We start from the raw sequence: 18,634 nt of genomic DNA on the forward strand, positions 1-18,634 counted from the left end.
GGCCGCCCCCGGGGCGTCCAGCGATGCGCCCGCGGAGTCGGACGCGAGGCATGACGACCGGGTGCGGGTACGCGTCGGCCACGCGCCCGGTCAGGAAGGTGAGACGCCCCCGGACGAGGGGCCTGGAAGTGGTGAGGCGCGGAAGCCGTGGGCCGTGGAATCTGTGCCGTGGGATCTGTAGGGCGTGGCAACCGTGGGCGTGGAAATCGTGGGTCGTCGAATCAGACGTCCGGCCGCAGCATCGGCGGGTTGAGGAGCGTCGCGCCGCCCGCCCGGAAGAGCTGGGCCGGACGGCCTCCCTGGCGGGTCGTCGTCCCCCCAGTGGGCACGAGGAAGCCCGGGGTGCCGGTGACCTTGCGATGGAAGTTGCGCGGATCGAGCGCCACGCCCCACACGGCCTCGTAGACCCGGCGCAGCTCACCGACCGTGAACTCGGGCGGACAGAACGCCGTGGCCAGCGACGAGTACTCGATCTTCGACCGGGCGCGCTCCACCCCGTCCGCCAGGATCTGCGCATGATCGAACGCGAGCGGCGCCGCCTGCTCCCCTTCTCTGCCGTAACCCCCCTGATGGAGCAGAGCCTCGACCGGAGCCCAGCGCGCGCTGTTCGCATCACCGCCCGCCCGGGGCGCGGGCAGGTCGGGGGCGAGCGCGAGGTGTGCGACGCTGACCACCCGCATCCGCGGGTCCCGCTTCGGGTCCCCGTACGTGGCCAGCTGCTCTAGGTGGGCACCATTGGCCTGAACCGGACTGTCCGGGTCGTGGGCGCAGAGCCCCGTCTCCTCCCCCAGCTCCCGCGCCGCGGCCGCCGACAGGTCCTCATCGGGCCGCACGAACCCGCCGGGCAGTGCCCAACGCCCCTGGAACGGCGGCTCACCACGGCGTACGGCCAGCGCGCACAGAGCGTGGCGGCGCACGGTCAGCACGACCAGATCGACGGTGACAGCAAAGGGCGGGAAGGCCGACGGGTCGTAGGGCGACATGCCGCGATCATAGTCGTCTGCCTGACGATAAACACCTCCTACGTCATCCGCTTCCGGCCCCGTTCCCCGGGAGTCCTCGGTCCGGCCCGCCGCGTCCCCCGCATGACCGCTCAGCAACATCACACCCCCAACTGCAGCCCGTCGGCTGCCTCCTCGACCATGGCGAGTCCGAGCCTGCTCACTCGTACCGAGAACGGCGCGCCCGCTACACGCAACGCCGTCAGGCCGACCTCTCCCAGCGGTGCGCTGCGGACCGGTCGCAACGTCACCGTGCCCGCCGGTGCGTCGGGGCGGATGCCCGCGAGCACCGACAGAAGCTGCACGCCCGCTGCCGCGCTGATGGCCGCGGGTCGGCAGGCCGCCGGGTGGGGCAACGGAGCACTCCCTTCCAGGCGCTGCTCGCCCCCGTACATCTCCGGCAGCCTGCACCCGAAGGCGGCGGCCGCGGCCAGCACCCCGCGCAGCAGCGAAGCGGCTTCCTTCTCATAGCCCGCCGCCACCAGGCCTGAGACGGCGACGGCCGTCTCATGCACGCGGACCGCTCCGCCACGGTGTCCGAAGGGGTTGTACGCCGCCTCCTTCGCACCCAGGCTGCGCAGCCCCCAGCCCGAGTCCATGGCGGGCCCGCCGAGCAGTCTGGCGAGCTGCTCCGTCTGCACCTTGTCGAGCAGCCCGGGGGCGAGCTCGCCGGATCCGAGCAGTCCGGTGTCCAGAAGGTGGGCCGCGCCCCCGGTGAGGAACGGCACGGGGCGGCCGTCGGCCAGGCGAGCCGCAGCCGGCCTGCCACCCGCCCGGTCCGCCACCCAGAACTCCTCGCGGAACCGGGGACGCAACCGATCCGCCCACTCCCGCAGGTCCGTGCCGCCGACGCACCCGTGGGCGTCGAGCAGGTCGGCGCCGAGCAGCGCCGCCCGGTGCGCATGAGCCTGAATCTCGCAGCGCGCGGGCCCATGGGAGGAACGGTCGGGGCAGGGGTCCGACACGAACGCGCCGTCCCCGGCGGCGCCGAGGAGCCAGCGCAGACACCGCTCGGCGGCGGGCAGCAACTCCTCGACGTCCTTCTCCGGCGTCCCCCAGCGCCACGCCTCGGCGAGGAGCGCGGGGAACAGCAGGGTGGCTTCGACTCCTGTGCAGCCGGGGGGCAGATGGGGACCGGCGTCCCTCATCGGTCCCGGGATCATGCCCGCCCGTGTCCCGGGTTCCGTGAGCTGGCCTCGGGCGAGCGTACGCAGTGTGCCGACGGCGAGCCGGGTACCGAGCGGCAGCACCATCCGGGCGGTGGTGAGCGCCTCGGCAGGGGCGAGACCACAGCGCCAGGGTGCGCCCGCGGCTACGTACATGTCGGCGGGGTGCGCGGGATCGCGCAACAGCAACGCCCTCAGATCCGCCACCGACGTGTCGAGCAAGCGCTGGATCGCGGGGTCGTCGCCGGTCGCGCGAGCCGAGGAGAGCGGGCTGGCCACCCCATGCGCCACCGCCCGTACGGGCCCGCCCCCGTCGGGGCGCACGCGCAGCTCCACGCTCTGGCTGCCCCCCGGAGGCAGATGCACTTCCCAGCGCAGCAGCCCCGCCGAGGCCAGCGCGTCCTTGGGCGCCGGGACGGCTGTGACCACGCAGTGGCCGCCTCCGGAGGACCACCGCATGCCGGAGTCGTGGACGCTGGCGGGCAGTTCGGGACCCGCTCTGCCGGACGCAACCGCACCGAGCTCCGCCAGGTCCGTCCCCAGGGACACTTCGACGGGCAGCCTCAGAGGGCGGCTTGCCGCACTGTGCAGCGTGATCCGTTCCGTGCCGTCGGCGTGGCGGGTCCGCTCGACAGTGACATCCGGGTCCGGTCCCCCCTCCGCTGAGGGAAGGAGTGTCGCCACGAAGCGTGCGCTGTCTGCCGAGAGCATCCGTGCCTGCACGGCGACGGGCTCCCGCCCGGCAACCCGCACCTGGCACCGGGAGAGCATGCGACGGCCGCCCCGATAGAACCCTTCGAGTCCGTGGCCGTTCAGCTGCCCCTGGTCCGTGGAGACCGCCAGGGCGGGAAGGGCCACGCAGACCAAGGAGGCGTGGACCGGCGGCAAGGCTGCGGGGCGGTGCGCCCGGGGCACCGGGGGCTGACCGCCGGGTGGGCGTCTGGAGGCCGACGCGGGCGGACGGATGCCGTCTGGCTCCGTGCTGTCGGCTCGCTCGGACCTGCGGGAGACGGGAGACGAGGCGGGAACGGACATGGGGCAGCCTCTTCTGCGGTGTCTGCGCTACGGAGACTCGGTCGCGGAACGGCGGCCCGACCCGGACGCGGATACCGCCACTCAGGTGAACGGCGCCGGACCGCCCCAAGTCACGCATCCGCTCCAGGAAGCCGCCCATCCGGCGGCGCACCTCCGCGGCGACCGTCGCCGCACGAGCCAGGACCGGCCGAACCGGCCGGTGCCCGGCATGCGTGGTCACCGGCTGTTCCTCGCGCCGCGTCGGATGGTGCGCCGCCGGTTCTGCGGCCCCGTGCCCGCCCTGTCGGCGGCCCGTGAGCCGGGGCCCGTACCGGCGCCATCGGTGGCCCGCGAACCGCGGCCGGCCGAGCGGGGAGGTCGAGGACGCGCGCGCGGCGTGGTGCCGGCTCCGACGCCGACTTCAACCTCTACTTCGGTTCCGGCTGCGACTTCCATGCCGGTTCCGGCACCCGTACCCCCTGAGCCTTCCTGCGTGCCCTCCCACGTCTCGCGACCGCCCTGCGCCTGCGAGCCGCCGTGTTCCTCCGCCCCTTCCTGAGCGTCGCCGTCTCGGCCTCGCCCCCGCGCGCCCATCGCGTCCCGCTGCGTCCGCTCGCCGCGCAGGATGCGGCGAATCGGCTCGGGGTCCGTGTCCGCACTGCAGGCGGGGTGCAGCAGCAGAGCGAAGGCGTAGTGCGGGTCGGCGATCAGCGCCATCGTCAGCGCCTCCTGGCCCTCCGCGAGGTCGCCGAGCGACCAGGCCACCCATCCCGCGAGCGTCAGGGGTGCGGCGGCGTGCTCCCTGAACGCCCCGACACAGCGCCGGGCCAGGGCGCGCCAGAGCCGGAGCGCCAGAACCGCCTCGTCGCCCTCCATCCACTCCGCCGCCCGGTCGCGCGTCGTGCGGTCCTGAAGGCCGAGGATCAAGGCTGCGGCCTCGTCGTGCCTGATCAGTTCGTCGTCCTGGATGTCGGCATCCAGCCTGTCGGGGAGCGGCGGCGCCGCGGCGAAGCGTGCCATCACCTGTTGCGCCAGGTCGAGAGTCTCGGCGGCGACCTCGCCATGGCCGTCCTCTGTCAGGATCCTGGGCACGAGTGCGCAGCCCGCGGCATGGAGTGCGCGCTCCTGCTCCGCCGCGGCGGCGGTCCGCCATGGCGTGAGCCGCGCCCTGATCTGCCCCTGAGCGGGGCCCACCTGGTAGCCCGCGTACGCGGTGGCGGCGGCCAGGACCGAGGTGCCCGCCGGGAGCAGCGGGACGCCTTCCGGCGGGCAGCAGCGCTGGTTCGGACAGCAGTAGGTCCAGTAGCGGTGGTCCGAGATGCACACGACCTCGAGCACCGGGACGTCGAGGTTGCCGCAGGCCGTCCGCAGCGCCTGGGCCAGCGGCCTGAGACGCGCCATCACCTGCCGCCCGGAGGTGTCCCCCGCGGACCCTCCCGGCTCCTGACAGAGGAAGGCGACGACACCTTCGGGCCTGGCCTCGCGCTTCTCGCTGCCGCCCACGAGGCACTGCGCCAGTTGCTCCGCGACGGACTGCCAGTCGCCCGTGCGCTCCGGAATGCCGATGCGTACGCGTCCGCCGAAGCGGCCGCGCGTGCCGTGCAGAGCGATGAGGACGATGCTGTCCTCGGGCGTGAATCCGAGCAAGTACGGCAAAGCGTCGGCCAGTTCGGCGGGCGTGCGGAGGGTGACGACGGGCTCGTGGGCCGCGTCGGCTGGTTCGCTGTGATTCGTCATGCGTCGACTCTGCACCGGACGAAGCAATTCCGGTTTGCCCTGTGGATAACCATGAGCAGGGGCACGCCAAGAGTTATCCACAGTCTGGCGGGCTCGTTCGCCGGATGTCCGACCCATCGGGTTGCATGGAGCCATGAGCAACGAAGATCTGCGCACGGCGGCCGACGCCGTTCTCGCCCGCCTTGTCGGCGGCCCCTCCCCCGCGGCCGGTGGGACACCCTCGCCGGACGGCCCACGCCTGCGTGAGGACCAGTGGCGCGCGATCGAGGCGCTCGTCGCCGAGAAGCGCCGCGCCCTGGTCGTGCAGCGCACAGGCTGGGGCAAGTCCGCGGTGTACTTCGTCGCGACGGCGTTGCTGCGGGAGCGAGGCAGCGGCCCGACCGTGATCGTCTCTCCGCTCCTCGCGCTCATGCGCAATCAAGTGGAGTCGGCGGCCCGAGCCGGCATCCGCGCCCGCACGATCAACTCGTCCAATACGGAGGAGTGGGACACCATCCAGGCCGAGGTGGCCGCAGGCGAGGTGGACGTGCTGCTCGTGAGTCCGGAGCGGCTCAACAACCCGGACTTCCGCGATCAGGTCCTGCCCAAGCTCGCCGCGGCGACGGGCCTCCTCGTGGTCGACGAGGCGCACTGCATCTCCGACTGGGGCCACGACTTCCGGCCCGACTACCGCAGATTGCGCACGATGCTGGCCGACCTCCCGCCGGGCGTCCCGGTCCTGGCCACGACGGCGACGGCCAACGCGCGCGTGACGGCGGACGTCGCCGACCAGCTCGGCACCGGTGGCGGATCGGACGCCCTGGTCCTGAGAGGGCCGCTGGACCGGGAAAGCCTCAGCCTCGGCGTGCTCGAACTTCCCAACGCGGCGCATCGGTTGGCCTGGCTGGCGGACCACCTCGACAACCTGCCGGGCTCCGGGATCATCTACACCCTCACGGTCGCCGCCGCCGAGGAAGTCACCGCCTACCTACGACAGCGCGGGCACACCGTGACGTCGTACACCGGGAAGACGGAGAACGCGGACCGTCAGCAGGCCGAGGAGGACCTGCTCGCCAACCGCGTGAAGGCCCTGGTCGCCACCTCCGCTCTGGGCATGGGCTTCGACAAGCCCGACCTGGGATTCGTGGTCCACCTCGGCTCGCCCTCCTCTCCGATCGCCTACTACCAGCAGGTGGGTCGCGCCGGCCGCGGAGTCGCTCACGCGGAGGTCCTGCTCCTGCCCGGCAAGGAGGACGCAGCGATCTGGGACTACTTCGCCTCGCTCGCCTTTCCGCCCGAGGAGCAGGTGCGCCGCACGCTGGACGTCCTGGCGCAGGCGGACCGCCCCCTCTCGCTCCCCGCCCTGGAGCCGCTCGTCGAGCTGCGCAGGTCACGCCTCGAAACGATGCTCAAGGTCCTCGACGTCGACGGCGCGGTCCGGCGCGTCCAGGGCGGCTGGATCGCCACGGGTATGCCCTGGGTGTACGACACCGAGCGCTATCAGTGGGTCGCCAAGCAGCGACAGGCGGAACAGCAGGCCATGCGGGACTACGCCACCACCACGTCCTGCCGCATGGAGTTCCTCCGCCGCCAGCTCGACGACGAGGAGGCCGCGCCGTGCGGGCGCTGCGACAACTGCGCGGGCGGCCGCTTCGACGCCGCGGTGTCGCCGACGGCGCTGGAGACGGCGCGCGGCGAGCTCGCCCGGCCCGGGGTGGACGTCGAGCCCAGGAAGATGTGGCCGACTGGTCTCGCGGCCGTGGGCATGACCCTCAAGGGCCGCATTCCCGCCGGAGAGCAGGCCACGCCGGGACGAGCCCTGGGTCGCCTCTCGGACATCGGCTGGGGCAACCGGCTCCGTCCGATGCTCACGCCCCAAGCACCGGACGGCCCGGTGCCCGACGATGTCACCAAGGCCGTCGTGGAAGTGCTGGCCGACTGGGCGAAGGGCCCGGGCGGCTGGGCTTCGGGTACCGCCGAAGCGGGGCCCCGTCCCGTGGGCGTGGTGACCATGGCCTCGCGATCGAAGCCGCAGCTGATCCAGTCCTTGGGCACACGGATCGCGGAAATCGGCCGCCTCCCCCTGCTCGGCTCACTCGAGTACGCCGCCGAGGCCGCGGAGACACGCGTGCCCCGGAGCAACAGCGCTCAGCGCCTGCGCGCCCTGGACGGGGCGCTGACCGTGACTCCCACGCTGGCCGCGGCGCTCCAGGAGGCCGATGGCCCCGTCTTGTTGGTGGACGACTTCACGGAGACCGGCTGGACGCTCGCGGTGGCCGCGCGCATGCTCCGCCGAGCCGGCGCCAAGGGGGTGTTGCCGCTGGTCCTCGCCGTGCAAGGGTGACGTAGGCATTGACGAGGGTCCGTCTGGGCAGGGATATGCGAGACGTATCACCGGATACCGGTCAGCGGCCTCAATTGCTCGTTGCCGCAAGCCAGTACGACGGGAAGAATTGGAAGCGCTCCCGCGCGGCTCCCCGTGGTCCGGTAGGGCTGTGCCGCGGTGCGCTCCCCCAGTCCGACCCCGCCCTCAGTAGGGGCGTGTAGCCGAAGGGAGGACCGTGACCTTCGGATTCGCTCCGTCCGCTGCGGCATCGACGTCGGAGTCCCTCGCCGCTGCCGCGATGCCCGATTCCCACCACCAACTGACCCGGATGCTCGAGTTGTCGGAGTGGTCGGCAGCCGAGATCCCGCTGCTCCGGAACCCACGCGAGGTCGTGAGCGGTCTGCACGACCGGCACCGGCCGACCCCGGCCACCGCGGTCGTGGCCGTGCTCGATCCGGAGGAACGTGTCAGGGCGTCCGCGTCGTTTGCCCGGCGGGCGAGCGCGGCGGACGGGTGGGTGTTCCGCAACGCTCTGCTCGCCCAGCTCCGTCGGGTCATCCCTCACGATCTGCGGCGCCGCACGCCGGTGCGCACGGCGGTGCTGCTCTACTGCCGTGAGGGGGACGCGCGTTGGACCCAGGAGGACGGTGCGTGGATGTGGGGGCTGCGGGACGCCTGCACCCTGCACGGGCTGCGCTGCGGCGCGTACATCACGCTGACACGGGACGGCTGGCAGGTGCTCGGCGAAGGCCGCGGCGGCCGCCAGCCGGGCGCCGTGTCGCGGCCGGAGGACACTGCCGGCGAGGAGCCACGCCAGCCGCGGGTGGGGGGTGCGGCGTCGGAGATGTTACGTCGCGTGGCCGCGCGGTGAGGTGCAGAGCCTGTCCGGATCCCCCGCGCTGCGGCTCGGCTGCGGTTGCCCACACTTCGGACGGCCTCCGCTCACGACGCGGAGCCACGTACGGCACACGACGCGGAGCCCGGTACGGCAGGGGAGCCGTCATGGGTGGTGCGGGCCCGGCCCAGGCCGAGCGCGGCGCTCCTCACGTACCGCGACCGCCGCTCCGTGACGTCCGGTTCCAGGGCTCGGCGACGGCTCCGTGTCAGCACGCGCCCACCGGCTGAGCCGAAACCCCGCGCAGCCCCGCAGGGTCACGCAGAGTCCCACAGCGCCCCGGCGACGCGGGCCGACCACGATCGGCGTCGCGTACGCCACATCAGCCTCATGCGTCACGCAGTGCGCAGCACCGCGCTGCGGTCACTGCCGGGCACGGCGATGCGTACGCGGCGTCGCGGCCCCGCAGCCGTGGCATTGCACGGTCGCGGTTCCGCAGCCGGGGCACTGCACTGCCCGTGGCGTGGACGCCGGACGGGCGGTGACGTGCCACCGGGCGAGGCCGGCACGCCCGCCGGGCGGGAGCGTCAGACGCTCGCGCCCAGCATGGCGTTGATGCGCTGCGGGTCACCACAGACGATCAGCAGGGTCCCGGCGCGGTTGAGCGCCGTCGGCAGGGCCGTGACAGCGGCCTCGTCGCCTCCGCCGTTCACGGCCACGACGACCACGGGGCGGGTCGCGGCACGTGCCAGGGCAGCGGCGTCGGCGTAGAAGACGTCGTCACCGGCGTCGTGCTGGGCCCAGTAGGCGTCCTCGCCGAAGGACAGCTCGTGCGTGGCCCACGGGTGCGGTTCGCCCGTGGTGATCACCAGGACGTCGCCGGGGGCGCGGCCCGAGTCGAGCAGCAGGTCGACGGCTTCCTCGGCGGCGTCCAGGGCGCCCTCGGCGGAAGCCGGGATCAGCTGGATCTGCGGAACCGAGGCAGCACCGTTGGCAGTGGCTTCGGGAGCGGCCGGGGCGGACGGCCCCGGCTTGGCGGCCTGGGCCTGCGGCCCGGGCTTGGCAGCCGATTCCCGCGTCGCGCGCTGCGCGGGCGGCATCGGCCGTGCGGGACCCGGGCGGCCGGGCCGCGGCGGAGCCGCGGGACGCGGACCGGGTACGGGGCGGGGGGTCGGCGCGGTACGGCCGGTGGCCGGAGTGGCGCGGGGACCCTGGGCACTCTCGTGAATCTGAGGCTCCTCGGGAATGAGAGGCATGCGTAGTTATCTATCAAACGCCGATGCGACACGCGTCGGCGGGTGGCACATGAGTGCGACCGGAACTGCGGAAAACATCAGAACTCAAAGCCGAGCTGGCCCTCGATTTCCGGAACGTTTCCCTCCGCCCAGCTGCGGGCCTTCTTGAGGTGCCGCCACTGGGGCAGCGCATCAAGATACGCCCACGAAAGCCGGTGGTACGGGGTGGGTCCCCGTTCCGCCAGCGCGGCCTTGTGCACCGGTGACGGATAACCGGCGTTGGCCGCAAAACCGAAGTCTGCATGTTCGATGCCCAGTTCGGCCATCATTTTGTCGCGCTGAACCTTGGCGATCACCGATGCCGCCGCGACGGCCACGCAGGACTGATCCCCCTTGATCACCGTACGCACCCGCCACGGAGCCCCGAGATAGTCGTGCTTCCCGTCGAGAATGATCGCTTCCGGACGGACCGGCAGACCCTCCAGGGCACGCACCGCGGCGAGCCGCAGGGCGGCCGTCATCCCCAGGTCGTCGATCTCCTCGGGCGAGGCGTGCCCCAGAGCGTGTGCCGTGACCCAGCCCTCCAGCTCCTCGGCGAGTTCGAGCCGCCGCTTGGGGCTGATGAGCTTGGAATCGGTGAGCCCTGCGGGGGGCCTGCGGAGTCCCGTGACCGCCGCACAGACGGTGACCGGCCCCGCCCACGCCCCGCGACCGACTTCGTCGACACCGGCGACGATCTTCGCTCCGGTGGTGGCGCGCAGGGAGCGCTCGACGGTGTGGGTGGGTGCTTCGTACGGCATGGCGCCAGACAGCGTACGCCGCCGATGACCACTCGCGACACCCCGGTTCGCCCAGCTCGCGACGCCTCGGTTCGCCGAGCCCCGGGCAGACGCACCGCGCCGCCCTGTCGCGCCGCATACGGACGCCGCCATTCCGCACCACTCACGGACGGCCCATACGGCTCGGGGACTGCGTCACGCGGCTCACGGACGCGGTTTCACGCGGTTCACCGGCGCAGCAGCGGAACCATGACCTGATCGATCAGGCCGATGAATTCCTCATCGGTCCATTCGCTCCCGCACACCTTGGTGCGGTACATCATCATCGCGGGAATCACATCGCAGACGAACGCGTCCGTCGCTCCGGAACGCACCTCTCCACGCTCGATCCCTCGCCTCATCACCTGTCTGATCAGTTCCACACTCGGCTCGATGACACCCTCGACGATCACTCCATGGAAGCGCTCGGCGGTTGCCGTGTCGCACTCGTGAAGCACCGCCATCAGGGCGTAGCCGGGGCGGGACGTCATCGCCGCGCGCATCTGGCGGCACAACTGCAACAGGTCCTCGCGGACATTTCCGCAGTCGGGCACCTCGTCGAGCTTGGGCAGGCCTGCCCCCAAGGCGTCGATGACGAGGTCCTCCTTGGAGGGCCAGCGACGGTACACCGCGGCCTTGCCGGTCTGCGCGCCCGCGGCCACGCCCTCCATCGTCAGCCCGTTCCAGCCGACCGTGCTGAGCTGTTCCAGGGCGGACTCGAGAATCGCGCGTTCCAGTACAGGGCCTCGGCGACGCGAGGCGACCACCTGAGCGGAAGCGGCCGTCCAACGCGAAGTAGCCATCTCTATCTCTCCGTTGAGCGATCAAGGCAGCGCCAGAGAACGCTTGCGTTCACTGTTGAGGATCACTACCGTAGGGAGCGCCAGTGAACGGATGCGTTCACTAACGCACTTGTAGGGGATCCATAGTGACAACCTCTCAGTTAAGGCAAGATCAAAAACCTGGTGCGGCCCGTCGCGAAGGACATCGCGGCCTGGCCCTCACCATCATCGCCGCCTGCCAACTCATGGTGGTCCTGGATGCGACGATTGTGAACATCGCGCTTCCGCACATTCAGGATGCGCTCAAGTTCTCGACGACGGATCTCACTTGGGTCGTCAGTGCGTACACGCTCACTTTCGGCGGCCTGCTGCTCCTCGGCGGGCGCGCGGGTGACATCCTGGGCCGCCGCCGGGTCTTCATGGCCGGCATCCTGCTCTTCACGCTCGCCTCCCTCCTCGGTGGTTTCGCCCAGGAGCCCTGGCAGTTGCTGGCGGCGCGCGCCCTTCAGGGCGTCGGTGGCGCGATCGCGTCGCCCACGTCGCTCGCGCTGATCACGACGACATTCCCCGAAGGGCCGGAGCGGAACCGCGCGTTCGGCGTCTTCGCTGCCGTATCCGCGGGCGGCGGCGCCATCGGCCTCCTGGCGGGCGGCATGCTCACGGAGTGGCTGGACTGGCGCTGGGTGCTGTTCGTGAACGTCCCCATCGGTGTGCTGATCGCCTTCCTGACACCCCTCTACATCAGCGAGTCCGAGCGCCATCCCGGACGGTTCGACTTCGTGGGCGCCCTGACGTCGACCGCGGGCATGGCCTCCTTGGTCTACGGATTCATCAGGGCATCCGAGGACGGCTGGCGCGACAGCCTCACGCTGGGCTCGTTCGGCGCGGCGGTCGTGCTGCTGCTCGCCTTCGTGCTCGTCGAGAGCCGAGCCAAGGAGCCGATCACCCCGCTCAAGATGTTCGCCGACCGCAACCGCTCCGGCACGTACGTGATCATGCTGAGTCTGGCCGCGGCGATGTTCGGCATCTTCTTCTTCCTCGTGCTCTTCGTCCAGAACGTCCTGGACTACTCCCCCATCGAGGCGGGTCTGGCCTTCCTGCCCGTCACCGCCGCGATCGTGCTCGGCGCGGGTCTCTCGCAGCGGATGCTGCCGGTGCTCGGCCCCAAGCCCTTCATGGTGACGGGTTCGGCGATCGTCGCCCTCGGGCTCGGCTGGCAGACGTTCATCACTCCGGACAGCTCGTACGTCAGCGGGGTGCTCGGCCCGATGCTGCTTTTCGGCTTCGGCATGGGCCTGAACTTCGTGACGCTGACCCTGACGGCGGTGTCCGGCGTCGCCGTGCACGAGGCGGGCGCCGCCTCGGGCCTGCTCAACGCGACGCAGCAGGTGGGCGGTTCGCTCGGTCTGTCGATCCTGACCACGGTCTTCGGTACGGCGAGCAGGGACGAGGCCAAGGAGCAGATACCGGACTTCATGGCGCACGCCTCACCGGAGCAGAAGGCCGCATTCGCCAAGTCCCACGAGCTGCCACCGCCGTGGGGGCATGAGGTGCTGTCCGAGGGCATCGCCACAGCCTTCATCCCGGGGGTCGGCATGGCCGTGCTCGCCCTGGTCACCGCCTTGCTGGTGATCCGGGTGCGCAAGAGCGACCTGGATGCGCTCTCCGGTACGGCGAGCGCGGCGGGTCCGGCTGGGGGCTGACAGAGGGAAGCGTGTGCCTGCCGAGCGGTCCGCGAGGTCAGCTCGGTACGCACGGAGCCACCTGACGTCGGTCGAGGTCAGGCCACCGTCGTCGGCACCCAGTCGGGCAGCGGCTCGGTGCGCTCCAGCCACACGGCAGGCGGCGCCCCACCTGCCGCGGCGACGACTCCCCCGACGATCGCGCAAGTCGTGTCCATGTCGCCGCCCACCGCCGCGGTGGCCCAGAAGGCCCGCTCATAGTCGCCGAGCGCGCGAGCGGCCGACCACAGGGCGAAGGGCACGGTGTCGTGCGCGGTCGTGCGGCGCCCGCATCCCAGCACGGCGGCGACCGTCCCGGCGTCGCCGTAGTCGAGCATGTCCCGAGCTCGCCGCAGCCCTGCCCCGACTGCGCTGCGGGGCACCAGGGCGATGACTCCGTCGAGCAGCGCCTTGGAGGTCGGCGGCCCTGCGGGGTCGGCGGCCAGTGCAGCCGCGGCGGCGACCGCCATGGCCCCTACGACGGCCTCCCGGTGCTGGTGTGTGGTGTAGGCGGAGATCTCCGCCTGATGGGTCGCCTGCTCCGGGTCGTCGGCGTACCAGGCGCCGAGCGGCGCGATCCGCATGGACGCGCCGTTGCCCCAGGATCCCTGCCCCTTAAACAGGGCGGACGCCAGCTCGCGCCAGTCTCCGCCGTTTCTGATCTGCCCGAGCAGCCGGTCCACGGCGGGGCCGTACCCGCGGTCGACGTTCTGGTGCTCGGCGAAGGAGAGGGCCAGCGCGTCCTGGTCGATCCTGCCGTGCCGGGCGAGGACAGCCAGCACGGAGCACGCCATCTCGGTGTCGTCGGTCCAGGGCCAGGGTCCGGCGGGCAGCTCACGACGCTTGAGCAGCGGGTAGTGCGCGGGCGTGAAGAACTGGGAGCCCAGCGCGTCTCCCACCACCAGGCCGCGCAGGCTGGCCAGCGCGCGGTCCAGGCGCCGGTCGGGAGAGAGGTCAGCGGTCATCGCCCTGTCACTCTATCCGGTGATTCCGTACGGCTCCGGCTCCCGCCAGCGCTCGAACGGTCGGTCGAGTGTGTACTTGCCGTTCTCGCCGAGTCGCAGCGTCCGCGTCTCGCCGTTGCCCGGATTGGACAGCGACTCGAACTCGGCCACCGACCAGTGGAACCACCGCATGCAGAACAGGCGCATGGTCAGCCCGTGGGTGACCAGCAGCACGTTCGGCGGATGGTCGGGAGCCTCGAAGCTGCGGTACAGGCTCTCCAGGAAGGAGCCGACCCGGTCGTAGACATCGGCGCCCGACTCGCCCTGCGCGAAGCGGTAGAAGAAGTGCCCATAGGCGTCGCGGTACGCCTTCTGCAGCCTGACGTCGTCCCGGTCCTGCCAGTTCCCCCAGTCCTGCTCGCGCAGCCGCGGCTCCTCCCGTACCCGCACCAGCTGAGGGTCGAGGTGCAGCGCGCGGAAGGTCTCGTGGGTGCGGCGGTACGGCGAGACGTACACGCTGATCCGCTCCCGGCCGAACACCTCCCGCAGCCGCTTCCCGGTCTCCTCTGCCTGGCGCCACCCCGTCTCAGTGAGGGCGAGCGCATGGTCGGGCTCGCGCTCGTACACGGTGTCGTCGGCGTTGCCGACCGACTCGCCGTGCCGGACGAGGACGATGCGCCGGGGTCGTGCCATGGGTCGACCCTAGATCGGCTCTCGTACGACCGGCTCAGCCGGGTAGCCGTCCGGACTCCATCCGGCGTATTCGCCCGGTGAAGCGGCTCCGCAGAAGCCTGTCGTGGGAGACGACCACGAGAGCGCCGGGCCACTGGTCGAGAGCCTCTTCCAGCTCCTCGACCAGGGTCAGGGCGAGATGGTTGGCCGGCTCGTCGAGCAGGAGCAGGTCCGCGGGCCTCGCGAGCAGCCGGGCGAGAGCGAGTCTCCGGCGCTGTCCGGCGGAGAGCGATCCGACGGGGACATGGAGGTCCCGCGGGCGGAAGAGTCCGTACGAGAGCAGTAGTTCGGCCTGCTCCTCCTCGGTGAGCGGCAAGCCGCTGCCGAAGACCTCGAGGACGCGCTCGGTGGGGCGGCGCACGGGGATCTCCTGAGCCAAGTAGCCGATACGGCCCCGGCGGACGACCGAGCCCTCGTCCGGTGCGATCACGCCCGCCATGGTGCGCAGCAGCGTGGACTTGCCGGCGCCGTTGCCGCCGTGGATGAGCAGTCGCTCGCCGGCCGTGACGGTGAGCTCCGCCACGTGGAGCCGGTCGCCGACCCGCACGTTCCTCAGCGCGACCAGGTCTCCCTTGACCGCTCCGGTCGCCGGGCGGGCGGCGAAGCGCAGCGGCTCGGGCGGCTTGGGCACCGGGTGTTCGCGCAGGCGGCGCAGCCGCTCCTGAGCGTTGCGGACACGGCCTGCGACGGAGGCCTGGACGCGGCCTCCGGCGCGGTCGTACGCCATTTTGTTGTTGTCCTTGATGGCACGGCCTCCAGCCACGGCGTGCGCTGTGGTCGCCGTGGACTCCTCCAGGCGGCGCGTCTCCTCGCACCATTCCGCGTGGGCCTGCTCCCAGCGCTGCCGGGCCGCCGCACGCTCGGCGAGCAGGCCCTGATAGCCGTCTCCGTAGCGCACGACTGTGCGGCGGGCTTCGTCGACTTCGAGGATCGCGGTGGCGACACGCTCCAGGAACGTCCGGTCGTGGGAAACCGCGACAACGGTGCCCTGATGCGCGAGCAGGGCGGTCTCCAGCCAGTCGAGCGCGGCCTCGTCGAGATGGTTGGTCGGCTCGTCGAGGAACATCACCTCGGGAGAGGCGGCGATCAGGCAGGCAAGGCCGAGGCGCGCCTGCTCGCCGCCGGACAGTCCGCCCAGCTCACGATCGCGGTCTATGTGCGCGAGCCCGAGTCCATGCATGGCCTTGTCGACCCGCGCGTCGGCTTCGTAGCCGCCGCGGAGCTCGAAGGCCGTGAGCAGATCGCCGTACTCCTCCAGGACTGTCCCGGGCGCGTCCGCAAGGCCACCCTCAAGGTCGCGCAAGCGCCGCTCCATGGAACGCAGTTCGGCCAGGGCCCCGTCGATCGCGTCGCCGACGCTGCGGTCCGCGGACAGCTGGGGCGTCTGCGCGAGGAATCCGGCGCCTCCCTCTGCGACCGACCGCACGTCGCCGCCATCGGGCTGTTCGGCCCCTGTCAGCAAGCGGAGGAGCGTGGACTTCCCCGCCCCGTTCTCGCCCACGACGCCCACGCGTTCGCCCGGGCGGACCGTGAAGGAGATCCCGTCGAACAGCAGCCGGTCACCACGAGCCTTGGTCACACCGCGCACCGAGATCTGAGTAGGCATGGGCACCCCCGCTTTCGTACACGCCTGATTCAGCCACCGACAAGCTAACGCAACACTTGTCGCGTTACGTCGAGTCTGGCACAGCCCTCTCGTTAACGCAACAGAAGTTGTGATTGAGTGTGGCTGTCACGGCCGCACGGCCGTCGCGGTCGCAGAAGGGCGGCCGTCACGACCACAGAAGGAAGAAGCAGAGGCCCAGGGATGAGAGACCAGGCAGCGGAGAACCAAGCCACGAACGCGGCGACCGAGCCGCTCAACAGGCCTGCCACGCCCACCACACCCACTGGACCTGCCACACCCACCAATCGCACCAATCCCACTGAGCCCGCCACACCCACCAAGCCCAGCAACCCCACGGAGCCCGCCAAGACCTCCGCACCCTCCCCACCCGGCACCCGCCGCCCCGGCGGCCGCACCGCCCGCACCCGCGCGGCCGTGCGCGACGCCGTCCTGAGCGGCCTGAGCGACCACGGCTACCCCGGCCTGACCGTCGAGTACGTGGCCGAGCACTCGGGCGTCCACAAGACCACCCTCTACCGGCGCTGGGGCGGCCTGGAAGGGCTGGTGGCCGACGCCCTTGACCTGGCGGGCGAGGACAGCTGGACCCCGCCGGACACCGGCACCCTGGAGGGTGACCTGCGCGAACTGGCCCGTGAGGCCGTCGACGCGTTCGCGGACCCCGCGAAGGCCGCCGCACCGACCGCCTTCATCGCCGCCGCATTCCAGTCCCCGCGCGCGGCCGACGCCCTGCGCGCTTTCTACGCCGAGCGCTTCGCGCGCTGCGAGTCCGTCGTCACGCGGGCGGTGGAACGCGGCGAGGCGGACGCGGACGTCGATGCGGCGGCGGTGGTCCGGGCCGTTTCCGCCCCCCTGATGCTGCGCGCGTTCATCACCCGGGAGCCGATCGACACCGCGCTCGCGGACCAGTCGGCGGCAGCGGCGCTGGCCGCCACTCGTGCGGGCGCGTTCACCAGGCGCTGATTCCGCATCCCGTGTGAGAGTCCGCATCCCGCGTGAGCCGCGCGTCCAGTCCCACGCACACCAGGCAGCGTGCGGACCACTTCACCGAGTGGACCTGTTGACAGCGCGTCCCCAGGGGCTCAACACCCACGGCCGCCCCCTGCCCTCACACTGCTGGCGCCACGGGCCTCACACGGTCCACGACGGCTCCAACTGCACGACGTCCCCCGTGAGCGCCGCGATGTCCGCCTCGGTCTGTGCCCGGAGCGACAGCCGTTCCACGCGCTCCACGCGGTACTTCCCGTGTTCGGCGGCCGACTGCCACATCGAAAGGATCAGGAACTCGTGGCCAGGGGCCTCTCCGAAGAGCCCCCGCACCATCCCCGGAGAGCCGGCCATGGCCGGATTCCAGACCTTCTCCTGCATCAGTGCGAAGTGCTCCACTCGCTCCTCGTGCACCCGGCAGTGCGCCACGCGCACCACATCGGTGTCCGTGAAGCGCGGCTCGAAGCCCGTCTTCACGTCGAAACGGTGCTCGAAGAGCTTGATGTCGATGTCCTTGTACGTCCCCGTCTGTGCCGCGGCCAGCCGGTCGTGCGAGCGTGCCATGAAGGAGTCGTAGAAAGCGCGGCTCTCCCAGAACGCGAAGACGTGGGCCACATCGGGCCGACCACGGCTCCACCCTCCGCCCTGCCCCCGGAATCCCGGCTCCCCCAGAAGCCCCGCCCACTTTCGCTGCGCCCGCTCGAAACCCCGGCGGTCCACCACGGTGCAGCGAATCCACTTGACCAGCACCGCGCCATCGTACGGCGCGGCGCGTGGCCAGGTTCACGCTCCCGGGTAGTGCACCCGGATCAGCTCCGCGAGGTCCGCGTCATCGAGCTCGACCCCGAACTCCCGCGCAAGCACGTCACGCAACTCGCTTACGGGTACGTCCCGTTCGTCCGCCGAGCCGTCGGGGCGCGTGACGGTCAGTTGTGCGCCGATCAGCCTGCGTCGTACGTCAGGAGTGGCCTGCTGCACCACGGGGCGCCGGACGAAGCCGGACCTGGGGTGGGTCGAGGTGTAGTGGTTCATCACTACGTAGTCGACGGGCAGACACTCCGCCAGCGTGTACGCGTACAGGTCGAACCAGCCGTCGGAGCGCTCGGTCCGCAGCACCCAGGTGCCGCCCCCCTCGCGTCCAAGGCCGAACCGCCACTCTCCTTGGCGCACGTCGACACCGTCACGCAACGGCAGCGGCTCGAGCAGCCCGTCGCCTCCGAACCCGACGTCACAGTGCCACCGTTCACCGTCCGCCTCGACGCTGAGGAGCATGTGGGTCACCGCGCGCGTGGAGGACGCCCCCGCTCTGACGCGGGCGCCGAGGCCCGTCACGGAGAACCCGATCCGCTCCAGGGCGGCGGCGAACAGGAGGTTCTGTTCGTAGCAGTAACCCCCGCGCGGACGGCGCACCATCTTGTCCTGCAGAGCGGCCAGGTCCAGCAGGACCGGGCGGCCGACCATGATCTCCAGGTTTTCGAACGGGATCGACGTCACGTGCGCCCGGTGCAGCGCCCGCAGTGTCGCCAGATCCGGCTTCGCCTCTCCCCCGTAGCCGATCCGGGTCAAGTAGGCCTCGACGTCCAGTTCCTCCCCGTGCCATGTCATGGGCACAATGATCGCCGCTGTCGCACCGTGTGCAAACTGCGGGGTTCGCGACACCGATGTCAGTGGCAGGCCTTAGCGTGTCCGTAGCACTGGCAATCAGCGGTGGTAACCGGCCAACGGTGAGGGGG

The 18,634-nt window shown here is 71.4% G+C and carries 15 protein-coding genes; 4 read left to right on the forward strand and 11 right to left on the reverse strand.

The window, feature by feature from the left end; translation table 11 throughout:
* Positions 1-221: 221 nt before the first annotated feature.
* The 3 genes from ACFWZ5_RS22080 to ACFWZ5_RS22090 form a co-directional block, all read right to left on the reverse strand.
* Positions 222-983, reverse strand: coding sequence for an NUDIX domain-containing protein (locus ACFWZ5_RS22080; RefSeq protein WP_384795701.1), 762 nt, complete (start codon positions 981-983; stop codon positions 222-224).
* A gap of 119 nt (positions 984-1,102) precedes the next feature.
* Positions 1,103-3,025, reverse strand: coding sequence for a glycogen debranching N-terminal domain-containing protein (locus ACFWZ5_RS22085; RefSeq protein ID WP_384795699.1), 1,923 nt, complete (start codon positions 3,023-3,025; stop codon positions 1,103-1,105).
* Between the two features lie 393 nt (positions 3,026-3,418).
* Entirely contained in the window at positions 3,419-4,918 is a 1,500-nt protein-coding gene (locus tag ACFWZ5_RS22090) for a DUF4192 domain-containing protein (protein ID WP_384795697.1), read from the reverse strand.
* A gap of 133 nt (positions 4,919-5,051) precedes the next feature.
* Between ACFWZ5_RS22090 and ACFWZ5_RS22095 the strand changes: the two genes are divergently transcribed.
* Entirely contained in the window at positions 5,052-7,241 is a 2,190-nt protein-coding gene (locus ACFWZ5_RS22095; protein ID WP_384795695.1) for a RecQ family ATP-dependent DNA helicase, read from the forward strand.
* A 217-nt stretch (positions 7,242-7,458) separates the two neighbouring features.
* Positions 7,459-8,094, forward strand: coding sequence for a hypothetical protein (locus tag ACFWZ5_RS22100; protein WP_384795693.1), 636 nt, complete (start codon positions 7,459-7,461; stop codon positions 8,092-8,094).
* A gap of 551 nt (positions 8,095-8,645) precedes the next feature.
* On the opposite strand, the gene ACFWZ5_RS22105 is transcribed toward ACFWZ5_RS22100, so the two are convergent.
* The 3 genes from ACFWZ5_RS22105 to ACFWZ5_RS22115 form a co-directional block, all read right to left on the reverse strand.
* Positions 8,646-9,314, reverse strand: a complete 669-nt coding sequence (locus ACFWZ5_RS22105; RefSeq protein ID WP_384795691.1) for a hypothetical protein — start codon at positions 9,312-9,314, stop codon at positions 8,646-8,648.
* 77 nt (positions 9,315-9,391) lie between these two features.
* Positions 9,392-10,093 carry a ribonuclease HII gene (locus ACFWZ5_RS22110; RefSeq protein WP_384795689.1) on the reverse strand — a complete coding sequence of 234 codons (702 nt, stop codon included), beginning with the start codon at positions 10,091-10,093 and terminating at the stop codon, positions 9,392-9,394.
* A gap of 206 nt (positions 10,094-10,299) precedes the next feature.
* Entirely contained in the window at positions 10,300-10,914 is a 615-nt protein-coding gene (locus ACFWZ5_RS22115; protein WP_384795687.1) for a TetR/AcrR family transcriptional regulator, read from the reverse strand.
* A gap of 125 nt (positions 10,915-11,039) precedes the next feature.
* Between ACFWZ5_RS22115 and ACFWZ5_RS22120 the strand changes: the two genes are divergently transcribed.
* Positions 11,040-12,596 (forward strand): MFS transporter, encoded by a 1,557-nt coding sequence (locus tag ACFWZ5_RS22120; protein ID WP_384795685.1) that lies wholly within the window; start codon positions 11,040-11,042, stop codon positions 12,594-12,596.
* Positions 12,597-12,673: 77 nt separating this feature from the next.
* On the opposite strand, the gene ACFWZ5_RS22125 is transcribed toward ACFWZ5_RS22120, so the two are convergent.
* Genes ACFWZ5_RS22125 through abc-f form a run of 3 tightly spaced genes read right to left on the reverse strand, consistent with a single transcriptional unit; the run spans position 12,674 to position 15,896 of the window.
* Complete coding sequence (locus ACFWZ5_RS22125) at positions 12,674-13,579, reverse strand: ADP-ribosylglycohydrolase family protein (RefSeq protein WP_384795683.1); 906 nt, start codon at positions 13,577-13,579, stop codon at positions 12,674-12,676.
* A 12-nt stretch (positions 13,580-13,591) separates the two neighbouring features.
* Positions 13,592-14,251 carry a histidine phosphatase family protein gene (locus ACFWZ5_RS22130; protein WP_384795680.1) on the reverse strand — a complete coding sequence of 220 codons (660 nt, stop codon included), beginning with the start codon at positions 14,249-14,251 and terminating at the stop codon, positions 13,592-13,594.
* 34 nt (positions 14,252-14,285) lie between these two features.
* Entirely contained in the window at positions 14,286-15,896 is a 1,611-nt protein-coding gene (gene abc-f, locus ACFWZ5_RS22135; protein ID WP_384795678.1) for a ribosomal protection-like ABC-F family protein, read from the reverse strand.
* 201 nt (positions 15,897-16,097) lie between these two features.
* On the opposite strand from abc-f, the gene ACFWZ5_RS22140 reads away from it, so the two are divergent.
* On the forward strand, positions 16,098-16,877 hold the full coding sequence (locus ACFWZ5_RS22140) for a TetR/AcrR family transcriptional regulator (RefSeq protein WP_384795676.1): 780 nt from the start codon (positions 16,098-16,100) through the stop codon (positions 16,875-16,877).
* A gap of 168 nt (positions 16,878-17,045) precedes the next feature.
* On the opposite strand, the gene ACFWZ5_RS22145 is transcribed toward ACFWZ5_RS22140, so the two are convergent.
* Together ACFWZ5_RS22145 and ACFWZ5_RS22150 are read right to left on the reverse strand one after the other, a co-directional pair.
* On the reverse strand, positions 17,046-17,651 hold the full coding sequence (locus tag ACFWZ5_RS22145; protein WP_384795674.1) for a YdbC family protein: 606 nt from the start codon (positions 17,649-17,651) through the stop codon (positions 17,046-17,048).
* A 33-nt stretch (positions 17,652-17,684) separates the two neighbouring features.
* A complete protein-coding gene (locus ACFWZ5_RS22150; RefSeq protein ID WP_384795672.1) occupies positions 17,685-18,506 on the reverse strand; it encodes an arylamine N-acetyltransferase in 822 nt (273 codons plus the stop codon).
* Between the last annotated feature and the right edge of the window lie 128 nt (positions 18,507-18,634).

This window comes from Streptomyces sp. NPDC059003 (assembly GCF_042740445.1).
In the GTDB taxonomy this organism is placed as follows: Bacteria; Actinomycetota; Actinomycetes; order Streptomycetales; family Streptomycetaceae; genus Streptomyces.